This is a genomic window from Lutimaribacter saemankumensis, from assembly GCF_900100005.1.
Taxonomy (GTDB): domain Bacteria; phylum Pseudomonadota; class Alphaproteobacteria; order Rhodobacterales; family Rhodobacteraceae; genus Lutimaribacter; species Lutimaribacter saemankumensis.
The window spans coordinates 147,693-161,068 of sequence record NZ_FNEB01000005.1; the positions used below are offsets into that span (position 1 = coordinate 147,693).

The window sequence follows — 13,376 nt, forward strand, 5'->3', positions numbered from 1 at the left end:
ACTCACCCAATCACAGGCATAGCGTCGGAAATCTTGCCGGTCCGTTAATTGGCTACCAGAGCAGCTGGGCCCAGACCGCGCGATTTTAGACGAAAACCGCGCGATTTCAGGTGACGACCCTGCATGTCAGATTGATACGCCCACCCTTCGGCAAGAGTGTCGACGATCCAAACCTGATCCGGTCGACACCGTGATGCACCAGGCGCGCGTCACCGGCCATGACCAACACGTCACCCGATTTCAGCCAGATGCTTTCAGTGGCGCCTCCGCGCTCAATATTCCCGACCCGAAACAGGCCTTCATCCCCAAGACTGACCGAAAGAACGGGCCAGGAGAAATCGGCCTCATCGCGATCCTGGTGCAATCCCATCCGCGCACCTTCGCCATAGTAGTTCACCAGGCAGCAATCCGGGTCGCGCGTGCGGCTTACCAAGTCATGCCATATCCCAAGCACTTGCTGGGGAATGTCGGGCCAGGGGGGTCCCGACGGATGACGTGGCTCGTAACGGTATCCGCGCCTGTCGCTGACCCACCCAAAGCGCCCCGCCGATGTCATCCGCACACTCATCTGCTTGCCCCAACGTGTTTCGGGGTGAAACATGGGCGCCGCGGCCACCACGTCGCGCAAAGCGTCAACCAGAGATCTTTGTGCAGCGGCGCCCAGAAAGCCCGGGTAAATCGCCACTCCACGCAGCATTTGGTGCGGTTGATTCAAGAAATTACCTCCGATTCACGAATTCGGTCTATTTGCGGCGCTTGCAGGGTGCCAGACCCCTCCTTATATACGCCGGGAAGCGTGGCGTCGCACCCTGACGCCGCACACAGCCAATTCGGGGCAGGGATGCCGTAACGGGTCCGGGCCTCGTGTCATCGCCTTGAAAAGAAAGGGATCGAAAACATGGGTAAAGTCATCGGTATCGACCTTGGGACGACCAACAGCTGCATTGCAATCATGGATGGTTCGCAGCCCAAGGTAATCGAAAACTCCGAAGGGGCGCGTACGACGCCTTCGATCGTCGCATTCACCGACAACGAGCGCCTGGTCGGCCAGGCTGCGAAACGTCAGGCCGTCACCAACGCGGCCAACACGATCTTCGGCGTGAAGCGCCTGATCGGTCGCCGGTTCGACGACGAAGATCTCGCCAAGGACAAGAAGAACATGCCCTTTGCTGTCGTGGACGGCGGCAACGGCGATGCGTGGGTCGAGGTGAAGGACGAGAAATACAGCCCAAGCCAGATTTCCGCCTTCATCCTGGGCAAGATGAAGGAAACCGCCGAAAGCTATCTGGGTGAGGAAGTGACGCAGGCCGTCATCACCGTTCCCGCCTATTTCAACGACGCACAGCGCCAGGCCACCAAGGACGCCGGCAAGATTGCCGGTCTTGAAGTGCTGCGGATCATCAACGAACCGACAGCGGCCGCGCTTGCCTATGGTCTCGACAAGGACGAAAGCCACACGATCGCCGTCTATGACCTTGGCGGCGGCACGTTCGACGTGACCATCCTGGAAATCGACGACGGCCTGTTCGAAGTGAAATCCACCAACGGCGACACGTTCCTGGGTGGTGAAGACTTCGACATGCGGATCGTCAACTACCTGGCGGACGAGTTCAAGAAAGAGCACAACGTCGACCTGACCAAGGACAAGATGGCCCTGCAGCGCCTCAAGGAAGCTGCCGAAAAGGCCAAGATCGAATTGTCCAGCTCCAGCCAGACGGAGATCAACCAGCCGTTCATCGCGATGGACCCGAACAGCGGCACCCCGCTGCACATGGTGATGAAGCTGACCCGCGCCAAGCTGGAAAGCCTGGTCGGCGACCTGATCAAGCGGTCGCTCGATCCGTGCAAGGCCGCGCTGAAAGACGCGGGACTGAACGCCAGCGACATCGACGAGGTGGTTCTGGTCGGCGGTATGACCCGTATGCCCAAGGTCGTCGAGGAAGTGACCAAGTTCTTCGGCAAAGAGCCGCACAAGGGCGTGAACCCCGACGAAGTGGTCGCCATGGGCGCCGCCATCCAGGCCGGCGTTCTGCAAGGTGACGTGAAGGACGTCGTTCTTCTGGACGTCACTCCGCTGTCGCTGGGCATCGAAACGCTGGGTGGTGTGTTCACCCGCCTGATCGACCGCAACACCACGATCCCGACGAAAAAGTCGCAGATCTTCTCGACTGCCGAAGACAACCAGTCGGCCGTGACGATCCGTGTCTTCCAGGGTGAGCGTGAGATGGCCGCCGACAACAAGCTGCTGGGGGCCTTCAACCTTGAAAACATCCCGCCGGCTCCGCGCGGTATGCCCCAGATCGAGGTGACGTTCGACATCGACGCCAACGGCATCGTGTCGGTCAGCGCCAAGGACAAAGGCACCGGCAAAGAGCAGAAGATCACGATCCAGGCATCGGGTGGTCTGTCGGATGACGACATCGAAAAGATGGTCAAGGAAGCCGAAGAAAACGCCGAGGCCGACAAGCAGCGCCGCGAGCTGGTCGAAGCCAAGAACCAGGCCGAGTCGCTGATCCATTCGACCGAGAAATCGATCGAAGAGCATGGCGACAAGGTCGATCCGGCGACGATCGAAGCGATCGAACTGGCTGTTGCCGCACTGAAGGACGAACTGGAAAACGACAATGCCGACAAGATCAAGTCCGGCATCCAGAACGTCACCGAAGCGGCCATGAAGCTGGGTGAAGCGATATACAAGGCGCAGGCCGAAGAAGGCGAAGACGCCCCGACCGCAGCGGATGAGGCCGGCGGCCGTGCAGATGACGACGACATCGTCGATGCCGACTTCGAAGATCTCGACGACGACAAGCGCTCGTAATCGCGCTTTACGGAACCAATCAGGGCCGGTCCGGGCACCGGGCCGGCCCTTGACGTTCCGGTAAAGGGGACACCCAATGGCAAAACGTGACTATTACGAAGTGCTTGGAATCTCGAACGGCGCAGATGCCGACGAGATCAAGAAAGCCTATCGGAAAAAGGCCAAGGAACTGCACCCCGACCGCAACGCGGACAAGCCCGATGCAGAGGCGCAGTTCAAGGAAGTGAACGAGGCCTACGACGTTCTGAAAGACCCCGAAAAGAAGGCCGCGTATGACCGGTATGGTCATGCCGCCTTTGAAGGGGGCATGGGCGGTGGCGGCGGACATCCCGGCGGTGGGTTCCACGGTCAGGGTGACTTTGCCAGCGCGTTCTCGGACATCTTTGACGACCTGTTCGGAATGGGGGGCCGTGGCGGGGCCGGTGGCCGCCAGCGCGCGGCGCGCGGGGCCGACCTGCGGTACAACCTGCGTGTCACTCTGGAAGAGGCGTACAAGGGCCTGCAAAAGACGATCAACGTGCCCACGTCCGTGGCTTGCGATGCCTGTAACGGCACCGGCGCCGAGGGCGGCGCGGAACCGACCACCTGCCCGACCTGTTCGGGCATGGGCAAGGTGCGCGCGCAGCAAGGGTTCTTTACGATCGAACGCACCTGTCCCACTTGTTCGGGCCTTGGCCAGACGATCAAGAACCCGTGCAAGTCCTGTGCCGGCCAGGGCCGTGTCGAAAAGGACCGCGCACTGAGCGTGAACATCCCCGCGGGCGTTGAAACCGGAACGCGCATTCGCCTGGCGGGCGAGGGCGAGGCCGGTATGCGCGGCGGGCCGGCGGGTGATCTTTACATCTTCATCGAGGTTGCGCCGCACAAGATCTTTGAACGTGATGGCACCAACCTGTTCTGCCGTGTGCCCGTGTCCATGACGGCCGCCGCGCTTGGCGGCGATATCGAAGTGCCGACAATCGACGGCGGGCGCAGCCGGGTCAAGATACCCGCAGGTTCGCAGTCGGGACGGCAGATGCGGCTGCGCGGCAAGGGCATGCCCGCCCTTCGCGGAGGGTCGGCCGGCGATATGTTCATCGAACTGGCGGTCGAAACGCCGGTGAACCTGACCAGCCGTCAGAAAGAGCTGCTTCGCGAGTTCGAGGCTTTGTCGGAAGACAACAATCCCGAAAGCAAAAGCTTTTTCTCATCTGTGAAAAGCTTCTGGGATTCGATGAAGGGCTGACCTTCGCGAACCACGGCACCATCGAAGGGGCGCGCCGACGTATCGGGGCGCCCTTTTTCGTCGGCGTTAACCAGTTGTTCACATCGTGGCACGCAGTCTTTCCGCATGACGGACCGCGCCAATGCCTTCGGTGAAATGCCTCTGCCCCTGTTCGATCTGGACGAGGCCGTTGATGCCGCGCCCGTTCCAGCGGGCAGGATGCCATCGTATATCGCGGATCACCGTAAACGGCTGCGAACGCGCTTTTTGCAAGGCGGCGCGCAGGCCCTTCCCGACTACGAGATGCTGGAACTGGTCTTGTTCCGGGCGATCCCCCGGCAGGACGTAAAGCCGCTGGCGCATCTTCTGTTGAATACCTTCGGCGATTTCAACGGGGTCATAGCGGCCCCACCCGAACGTTTGAAACAGGTCAAGGGCATCGGCGACGCCGTGATATGCGAATTGAAGGTGATCGAATCCGCAGCACAGCGCCTCGCCCGGTCGCGGGTGATGCAGCGTCATGTCGTGTCGTCCTGGGACGCATTGATCGACTATTGCCACACCACGATGGCCCACCGTGAAACTGAACAGTTCCGCGTCCTGTTCCTGGACCGGAAAAACGTGCTGATTGCCGATGAGGAGCAGGCCCGCGGAACCGTCGACCATGTGCCGGTCTATCCGCGTGAGGTTGTCAAACGGGCGCTGGAACTGAATGCCAGCGCGCTGATCCTCGTTCACAATCACCCATCGGGCGACCCGACCCCATCCGAAGCGGACATAGCCATGACCCACCAGATCGCGGCCGCGGCGACGGCGTTGTCGATCACGCTGCACGATCACCTGATCGTCGGAAAATCACGCGAACTCAGCTTTCGGTCCGAGGGGCTGATCTAACGCACCCAGACCTCGACACGCCGGTTGACCAGCCGGCCCCAGGCGCTGTCATCGCAGGCCATCGGCATCGCCTCGCCAAATGCATCGACATCGATACCGATCCGCGAAAGATTGGCGGTTTCCGCAGCCGCAACCACGGCCGCGCGCACGGTCTCGGCCCGGCGTTCTGCGATCTCGCGGTTTATCCGCGCAGAGCCTTCGCCATCGGAAAATCCGACGAAAAGCAGATCCCGCGTGTCATAGACCCCTGCCTCCAATGCGCGCGCAAGCTGTTCGACGTTCGACCGTGATTGTGCATCCAGCCTTGTCGATCCGGGCTCGAAACGGAATGTCGTCGTCAGGCGTTTGTATGGGGACAAGACCGACACCATGCGCTGCAGATCTTCCAGGCTGGTCTCGTCACCTGCCCGCGCAATGGCATTGGCAAAGCGGTTTCCCTGGGCTTCGATCGCAATCTCTTCCGGTGTCTGATCAACGAAACCCGCGCGCCGGATCACCAACTGCGCCTGCGGATCGCGCAGGTATGACAGGAAATCGCGCGCAAGAGATGGCAGACGACGCGCCGGAAGATACAGGAACAATGGCGCGGTCAGCGGATAATCCTCGGTTTTGACGTTACGCCGTTCGGCCCGCAGCGAGAACCCGCACGCACCCGAAAGCGCCAGTGGCCGCGCGGCCCCCAGTGCGGCTGCCGATGCAAGCCCCAGACCGAATGGATCACCTGCCACGGCATCAGCCAGCGCCCCGTTCGAAGAATGCCGCACCGCACCTGCGCCAAGACCGGCGCCTATGGGGGCAAGCAACCGGTCCACCACCGCCTGCCCCAGCCCCGACCGGGCGTCGCGCAGATGCAGCGTTATCGGAGCATCCGGTCCGCCCAGCGCCTTCCAGTTGTCGATCTGGCCGGAAAAGACGCGGGCAAGCTCTGGCGTGGATATGACACCGACCGGATTGTCTGGCGCCACGATCGGCACAAGCGCATCCAGTGCCAGCACCCGCACACGTCCACGGCCGCGCAGATCGCCCATTCCGGCCTCTTGCGCGCGCGCCGCTTCGGCTGCACGCACCTCGCGCAGGGACATGACGATATCGGCCTCGTTGACCAGAAGATCGGCAAAACCTTCGTCGGTGTTGGTCGCGTGGATATGAAACCGTCCGACAAGCTGACCTTGGGACTTTTCCCGCAAGAGATAGGTGATCCGCGCGGGCTCGTCCTGCTCGCGGGTGGCGGACAAACCGTTGCGCAGGGCAAACGCCTCGACAAGGGCCGGCATCAGGACCGAGCCCATCGTTTCGGCGCCGGAAAGACGCAGCTCGGCCACGAATGCCGTCAGGTTCGGGCACGCTGGCCCCTCGCACAGCACGCCGGACCCGTCGACGGTCAGTTCGCCGTAAACAGTGTCTACGCGATAGAACTCGCCATCAAAGCCAAGCAGCGTGCCGGTGATCTCCACCGAACCGTCGCGGGACGTCAGCGTGATATCCTGCGCGACAGCGCCAATGCTGCCAAAGACAAGGAAAAGTGCGGCGCATAACGCCGCACGAAAGAAAACCATCTACGCTCAGCCCCGAATGTTGCGGTTCTAGTTACGCGCGATTTTCAGGTCTTGCAGCAGGTTTTTCAACATCAGAATATCGCCCGCCACGTCGCAGGAGGGCATTGTAAGCGCCAGATCCTGCACCGACAGGTCGCCAGAGCGCGAAATCTGCAGCGCCTGCGCCTCGATGTCACGGGTACAGTTGGCCTCGCTGACCACGGCTTCGGCACTGAGTTCGACCGAAGCGTCTTCCGCACCCGAAACGGGGTAGGTGTAAACCTCGCCGCGCAGACCGTCCTGGATCGACCGATCACCCAATACGGCGATGAAACCACCTTCGGCGTTTTCCGCGCGGGTGATCGTGCCGGGCGCATCGCGCCAGACATGACCCTGCGCGCCGTAATCGGCACCATTTTCCAGGGCGTGGATTTCGAAACCCGCATCGCCACGCCATTGCAGAACAACCCTTTCGAAATCGGCCAGGTCAGAGATCTTTGCGCGTGCCACCGCACCCGTGCCGTTTTCAAAGGACGCGATGAAGACTGCGTCTTTCGACAGGGCGGGAACGCGGATTTCGGCGTCACCGTCTTCGTCGGTCAGATAAGACAGCATCATCCCGTTATGGTGAATGGTCACCCGCGCCTGCGGCAAGCAAGCCGCCGATACCCCCAGGTCGACCATCGCGGCAGGTGCCGGCGTGGCGGTCATTTCGACACTGCAAGAGTCGCTTTTCCGCACGGGGTCAGGCTGTGCATCCGACATGGTTGCGGTCTCGTCGTCCACCGGGGTCGCTGCGGCGATTTCGGTTTCTTCGTCGATTGGGGCCGCGTCCGTTTCCGGGGACTTTTCGACGGCCTGTTCAGGCTTGGGATTGGCCGAAGTGTGCGTCACACCGCTCAGGTCCAGCGCATCAAGATCGGCAGCCAAACCGGACTGCACGACAGAAGGTGCATCGCTGCGGGTATCAAGGGACGCGGTCTGCGTTGCAGCCACCTTGCCAGTCGACGGCGCGTTCGCCCCTGGCGATTGCTGCATAACGAAACCAATGCCCAGCGCGACGACGACCGTCCCCCCGGCAAGGATATATCGTTTCGGATCGAACATCCCGTTCTCCTCGGACCCAATGCTTCAAGAATGGGGTGAACGAGAAAAGCGGCGCCGATGTGGCGCCGCTTTGGAGTTATTCTGACGTTTGGTTTTCGCGCATATGGCGAAATCGGTCAGGTCAGCCTGCCATGGCAGTGCTTGAACTTCTTGCCCGAGCCGCAGGGGCACGGCTCATTACGGCCGGGGTTTCCCCATGTTGCGGGGTCGTTTTCGTCAAATCCGTTCTCGAGCTCGGCGATCGTGCGCGCCTCGGAGGCTTCGGTCGCTTCGTCCAGCGCGGCCTGCTGTGCCGCCTGTTGCGCGGCAAGCTGCTGGATCATCTCCTGCTGCTCTTCTTCCGTCAGTGGGCGGATCTGCGACAACTTCTGCGTCACCTCAAGTCGGAGCGAGTCGAGCATGCTTTCGAAAAGCTGGAACGCTTCCGTCTTGTATTCGTTCAGCGGGTCGCGCTGCGCATAGCCGCGGAACCCGACGACAGAGCGCAAGTGCTCCAGCGTCAAAAGATGCTCGCGCCACTTGCCGTCAATCGTCTGCAACAGCACCTGCTTTTCGATTTGGCGCATGGTGTCGGCACCGAAAGCAGCGGCTTTCTCGGCCATCATCTTGTCGCTGGTGTCTTCAAGGCGTTCGGTGATCTCTTCGTCGTCGACACCTTCCTCGGCGGCCCAATCGGCGACCGGGACATCGACCATCAGGTATTCCATGCAGGCATCGTGCAGACCATCGGTATCCCACTGATCCGCATAGGTCTTGGGCGGCATGTACTGATCGACGAGATCAGCGATAACTTCGTGGCGCATGTCGGCGACAATCTCGGAAAGATCCTGCGCCTCCATGATCTCGCGGCGCTGCGCAAAGATCACCTTGCGCTGCTCGTTCATCACGTCGTCGAATTTCAGCAACTGCTTGCGGATGTCGAAGTTGCGCCCCTCGACCTTGGCCTGAGCCCGTTCCAGAGACTTGTTCACCCAAGGGTGCACGATCGCCTCGCCCTCTTTCATGCCAAGGGTCGAAAGCACCTTGTCCAGCCGTTCGGACCCGAAGATGCGCATCAGGTCGTCTTCGAGGCTCAGGAAGAACGCCGAACGACCTGGGTCACCCTGGCGGCCCGACCGGCCACGCAACTGGTTGTCGATGCGGCGGCTTTCGTGGCGTTCGGTGGCCAGGACGAACAGGCCACCGGCCTTTTTCACCTTCTCTTCGTCGGCAGCATGTTCCGCCTCGATCCGCTTGCGGATCTCTTCCGGGTCGGTATCGGGACTGGCCTCAATGGCTTCCATGATCTTGAAATCGACGTTGCCGCCCAACTTGATGTCGGTCCCGCGGCCCGCCATGTTCGTGGCGATTGTCACGGCGCCCAACTTGCCGGCGTCGGCCACGATCTGCGCCTCTTTGTCGTGCTGGCGCGCGTTCAGCACGTTGTGCGTGATCCCGGCCTTCGTCAGCATTTGCGACAGGAACTCGGACTTTTCGATGCTGGTGGTCCCGACAAGGGTCGGCTGACCCTTTTCATGGGCTTCCTTGATCGTTTCGACGATTGCATCGTACTTTTCCTGCGCCGTGCGATAGACGGCATCGTCGTCGTCTTTCCGCGCAATTGGGCGGTTGGTCGGCACTTCGACCACGCCCAGCCCGTAGATCGTCTGGAATTCCTCGGCCTCGGTCGACGCCGTGCCGGTCATGCCGGCCAGCTTGTCGTAAAGGCGGAAATAGTTCTGGAACGTCACCTGCGCCAAGGTCACGTTTTCAGGCTGAATCTTGCAGCTTTCCTTGGCCTCGATCGCCTGGTGCAGGCCGTCCGAAAGACGCCGGCCCGCCATCATGCGGCCGGTGAATTCGTCGATCAGCACAACCTCGTCATACCCCAGCGACTGACCCATCGGATTGGTCGCCGGACGGACGATGTAATCCTTGTCGCGCTGGAACAGCTTGTGGGCGCGGAGGGCCTGGTTGACGTGGTGAACGACCGTCGTGCTTTCGGGTTCGTAAAGCGACTGCCCTTCCGGCAGGATGCCACGCTCGTGCAACTGCTCTTCGAGCCATTCGTTGCCTTCATCGGTGAAGGTGACGTTGCGCTGCTTTTCATCGAGCGTAAAATGATCGTCCTGGATTTCGGGAATGAAGGCGTCGATCGCGACATACAGTTCGCTGCGGTCCTGCGCGGGGCCGGAAATGATCAGCGGTGTCCGCGCCTCGTCGATCAGGATGCTGTCCACCTCGTCCACGATGGCAAAGTGGTGACCGCGCTGCGCCATGTCCTTCAGCTCGGCTTTCATGTTGTCGCGCAGGTAGTCGAACCCAAGCTCGTTGTTGGTGGCATAGGTGATATCGGCCTGGTAGGCCGCGCGCTTTTCGTCGTCGGGCTGCTGGGGCACCACGACCCCGGTTTCCAGCCCAAGCGCGGCATAGACCTTGCCCATCCATTCGGCGTCCCGGCGGGCCAGGTAATCGTTCACCGTCACGATATGGACGCCCTTGCCGGTCAATGCGTTCAGATAGGCCGGGAAGGTGGCCACCAGCGTCTTGCCTTCGCCGGTCTTCATCTCGGCGATGTTGCCCTGGTGCAAAAAGATGCCGCCCATCAACTGCACGTCGAAGGCCCGCAGGCCCAGCGCGCGCTTGGCCGCCTCGCGGCAGTTGGCAAACGCCTCGGGCAGGACCGCATCGAGCGACTCACCCTCGGCGACGCGCTTTTTCAGTTCTTCGGTCTTTTCGATCAGGCCGGCGTCGCTGAGCTTTTCGAAGTCAGGCTCCAGCGCGTTTATCTTTTCGATCAGCGGGCGCGTGGCCTTGACCTTGCGGTCGTTCGGTGTGCCAAACACCTTTCGGGCAAGAGTTCCGAATCCCAGCATGATCCATCCGTTCCGGTCGTTGACGATTTCGTGCGAGCCATTTGCTTGCCCGCTCTTTCCACACCGCCTAAAACGGGCGGGAAATAACAGCCAAACCGGCCACAAGGCTACGTAAGGGGCGGCTGTGAAAGTGTCAACGTCAGGGGCATAAACTGCCCATGAAAGGATCGTATCCATGCCCAAACGCCTCACACTCGCCGCAGCGACTGCACTGGCCCTCGGACTGGCAATGCCCGTCGCCGCCGAAGAGACGCCCACAGCCGAAACCGTCGTCGCCACGGTCAACGGCAAGGACATCACCCTGGGCCATCTGATCCTGGTGCGGGCATCGCTGCCGCAGCAGTACAGCCAGCTTCCCGACGAGGTGCTGTTCGACGGCATTCTGAACCAGCTTGTTCAACAGTCGGTTCTGGCCGAAACAATTGAAAACACGCCGCGCCGCGTCGAAATCGCGCTGGAAAACGAACAACGCCAGATGCTGGCGGCCGAAGCGATCGACGATCTGCTTGCCGGTGCAATGACGGACGAGGCCGTTCAGGCGTTCTATGACGAGAACTTCGCCAACGCCGAACCCGAACAGGAATGGAATGCCAGCCATATCCTGGTCGAAACGGAAGAGGCCGCAGCCGCATTGGCGGAACGTGCCCGCGGTGGCGAAGACTTTGCACAGCTTGCCCGCGACAATTCGACCGGCCCGTCCGGCCCGAATGGCGGTGAGCTGGGATGGTTCAGCGCCGGCATGATGGTTCCGCCCTTCGAAGAAGCGGTCAAATCCATGGAAAAGGAAGGGGTGTCCGATCCGGTGCAAACCCAGTTCGGTTGGCACGTGATCCGGTTGAACGACACACGCCAGAAAGACGCGCCGCCGCTTGAAGAAGTCCGCGACCAGATCGAAGCGCAACTGCAGCAGCAGATTGTCGATGCTAAGGTTCAGGAACTGACCGACGCGGCAAACGTGGAACGCAAGGACGAAGGCTTCGACAAATCTCAACTGTCGAACCTCGGCCTTCTGGAGAAGTAAGTGATGGGCAAATCGCTGGCCGTTTCCCCGCTGGCACCGGCCAGCTTTCCAACGCTGCCCGATATTGCGGGCGTCGAAGTTGCAACCGCTGCCGCGGGTGTGAAGTACCGTGACCGCACGGATGTGATGCTTGCACGCCTCGTTCCCGGAACGGCGGTCGCAGGGGTCTTCACACGGTCGGCGACACGCTCGGCGCCGGTTCTCGATTGCCAGGCCAAGATCGGCGGATCGCCCGATCAGGGCGCGGCGATACTGGTGAATTCAGGAAACTCCAACGCCTTTACCGGAGGGCGCGGCGTTGAATCGGTTCACGCGATAACCACCGCTGTCGCGAATGCGGCCGGCGTCCCGGTCGACCGCGTCTTTACCTCGTCCACCGGCGTGATCGGTGAACCGCTGCCGCATGATCGCATCATTGCCAAGCTTGACGAAATGGCCGCCAACCTGGCCCCCGCCCGCCTGGAAGACGCCGCGCGCGCCATCATGACAACCGACACCTTTCCCAAGGGCGCAAGCGCGGAAATCACGGTCGACGGCAAGGCCGTGCGCATCGCGGGTATCGCCAAGGGCTCGGGCATGATCGCGCCCGATATGGCGACGATGCTGGTCTACATTTTCACCGATGCCGCAATCGCGCAGGATCGGCTTCAGACGATGTTGTCCGATCTGACGGACAAAACCTTCAACTGCATAACCGTGGATAGCGATACATCCACCTCGGACACCCTGTTGCTGGCAGCGACCGGGGCATCGGGTGTCAGCGTCGATGCGTCCCCGGACTTCGAAACCGCTCTGCATGGCGTGATGCTGGACCTCGCGCATCAGGTGGTGCGCGACGGCGAGGGCGCGACAAAATTCGTTGAAGTGACGGTAACAGGGGCTGCCAGCGATGCAGACGCCCGTACGCATGCGATGTCGATCGCCAACTCGCCGCTGGTGAAAACCGCAATCGCAGGCGAAGATCCGAACTGGGGCCGCATCGTGATGGCCATCGGAAAATCCGGTGCTGCCGCCGACAGGGATCTTCTGTCGATAAAGTTTGGCGATATTCTCGTCGCGGAAAACGGCTGGGTTTCGCCCGGTTACCGTGAGGAAGACGGCGCCGCCTACATGAAACAGCCCGAACTTGTGATCGCCGTCGACATCGGGCTGGGCAGCGGAAACGCCACGGTCTGGACCTGCGACCTGACCCATGGATACATCTCGATCAACGCGGACTACCGTTCATGAAGGTTGTGCTGGTCGCAGCCGTGGCCCTTATCGACGCCGATGGGCGCATCCTTCTGGCACAGCGCCCCGAAGGAAAATCCATGGCGGGCCTATGGGAGTTTCCCGGTGGCAAGGTCGAACCGGGTGAAACCCCCGAGGCGGCGCTTGTGCGCGAATTGCACGAGGAGCTGGGCATCGAGACAAGGAACAGCTGCCTGGCGCCGCTTACCTTTGCCAGCCATACATATGATGATTTCCACCTGCTGATGCCACTTTTCGCGTGCCGCAAGTGGAGCGGAATTCCCCACCCGAAAGAAGGTCAGACCCTCAAATGGGCCCATGCGCGCGACCTGCGCGAATACCCTATGCCACCTGCGGACATACCCTTGATTCCCATACTTAGGGACTGGTTGTGAGTCGAAACCGGGCAAATCCCTGAACAATACCGCAAAAATTTAATTCATTGTTTACCCGCAGGCCGCTATAGTGCGGTACGTCAACTGTGGGGATGATTGGCATGCTGCGCACCATCACGATCGGGAGTTGCGTATCGATTCAGGGACAGTACGTCCGCGACCTGCCGGATGGCAGAACGGTTATCCGCGTCGGTGAACGCGAATTCGTCGGTTTTGCGGTAATGCCCAGAGCCGCCTGAAAATCGCTTCATCACCGTGGGAAAGACAAAGGGGACAGCAACCGCCGTCCCCTTTTTTTCGTGAATTCGAAACTCAGG

General features: G+C 61.1%; 11 protein-coding genes. 7 read left to right on the forward strand and 4 right to left on the reverse strand.

The genetic code is table 11. The features are described 5' to 3' along the window. Positions 1 to 106 precede the first annotated feature (106 nt). A complete protein-coding gene (locus BLT50_RS11140) occupies positions 107 to 697 on the reverse strand; it encodes an alpha-ketoglutarate-dependent dioxygenase AlkB family protein (RefSeq protein ID WP_090028762.1) in 591 nt (196 codons plus the stop codon). 201 nt (positions 698 to 898) lie between these two features. Here BLT50_RS11140 and dnaK point away from each other — a divergent pair, with 201 nt between their 5' ends. The 3 genes from dnaK to radC all read left to right on the forward strand — a co-directional run bounded on the left by dnaK (position 899) and on the right by radC (position 4,916). Beyond that, the gene (dnaK, locus tag BLT50_RS11145; protein WP_090028763.1) at positions 899 to 2,818 is read left to right on the forward strand and encodes a molecular chaperone DnaK; all 1,920 of its coding nucleotides are present in this window, start codon (positions 899 to 901) and stop codon (positions 2,816 to 2,818) included. 76 nt (positions 2,819 to 2,894) lie between these two features. Further along, positions 2,895 to 4,043: a molecular chaperone DnaJ gene (dnaJ, locus tag BLT50_RS11150; RefSeq protein WP_090028764.1), complete on the forward strand. Its 1,149-nt coding sequence runs from the start codon at positions 2,895 to 2,897 to the stop codon at positions 4,041 to 4,043. A 105-nt stretch (positions 4,044 to 4,148) separates the two neighbouring features. After that, on the forward strand, positions 4,149 to 4,916 hold the full coding sequence (gene radC, locus BLT50_RS11155) for a RadC family protein (protein ID WP_090028765.1): 768 nt from the start codon (positions 4,149 to 4,151) through the stop codon (positions 4,914 to 4,916). On the opposite strand, the gene BLT50_RS11160 is transcribed toward radC, so the two are convergent. From BLT50_RS11160 to secA, 3 genes are all read right to left on the reverse strand, one after another. Beyond that, on the reverse strand, positions 4,913 to 6,472 hold the full coding sequence (locus tag BLT50_RS11160) for a substrate-binding domain-containing protein (protein WP_090028766.1): 1,560 nt from the start codon (positions 6,470 to 6,472) through the stop codon (positions 4,913 to 4,915). The genes radC and BLT50_RS11160 overlap by 4 nt on opposite strands. Positions 6,473 to 6,499: 27 nt before the next feature. Continuing rightward, positions 6,500 to 7,558 (reverse strand): hypothetical protein, encoded by a 1,059-nt coding sequence (locus BLT50_RS11165; RefSeq protein ID WP_090028767.1) that lies wholly within the window; start codon positions 7,556 to 7,558, stop codon positions 6,500 to 6,502. A 116-nt stretch (positions 7,559 to 7,674) separates the two neighbouring features. Further along, on the reverse strand, positions 7,675 to 10,413 hold the full coding sequence (gene secA, locus BLT50_RS11170; protein ID WP_090028768.1) for a preprotein translocase subunit SecA: 2,739 nt from the start codon (positions 10,411 to 10,413) through the stop codon (positions 7,675 to 7,677). Between the two features lie 175 nt (positions 10,414 to 10,588). Between secA and BLT50_RS11175 the strand changes: the two genes are divergently transcribed. From BLT50_RS11175 to BLT50_RS19300, 4 genes are all read left to right on the forward strand, one after another. Continuing rightward, complete coding sequence (locus BLT50_RS11175) at positions 10,589 to 11,434, forward strand: peptidylprolyl isomerase (protein WP_090028769.1); 846 nt, start codon at positions 10,589 to 10,591, stop codon at positions 11,432 to 11,434. Between the two features lie 3 nt (positions 11,435 to 11,437). Then, on the forward strand, positions 11,438 to 12,664 hold the full coding sequence (argJ, locus tag BLT50_RS11180) for a bifunctional glutamate N-acetyltransferase/amino-acid acetyltransferase ArgJ (RefSeq protein ID WP_090028770.1): 1,227 nt from the start codon (positions 11,438 to 11,440) through the stop codon (positions 12,662 to 12,664). Beyond that, positions 12,661 to 13,059, forward strand: coding sequence for an 8-oxo-dGTP diphosphatase MutT (gene mutT, locus BLT50_RS11185; protein WP_090028771.1), 399 nt, complete (start codon positions 12,661 to 12,663; stop codon positions 13,057 to 13,059). The genes argJ and mutT overlap by 4 nt, the downstream gene beginning before the upstream one ends. 101 nt (positions 13,060 to 13,160) lie before the next feature. Beyond that, positions 13,161 to 13,298 (forward strand): hypothetical protein, encoded by a 138-nt coding sequence (locus BLT50_RS19300; protein ID WP_090028878.1) that lies wholly within the window; start codon positions 13,161 to 13,163, stop codon positions 13,296 to 13,298. The last annotated feature ends 78 nt before the right edge of the window (positions 13,299 to 13,376 follow it).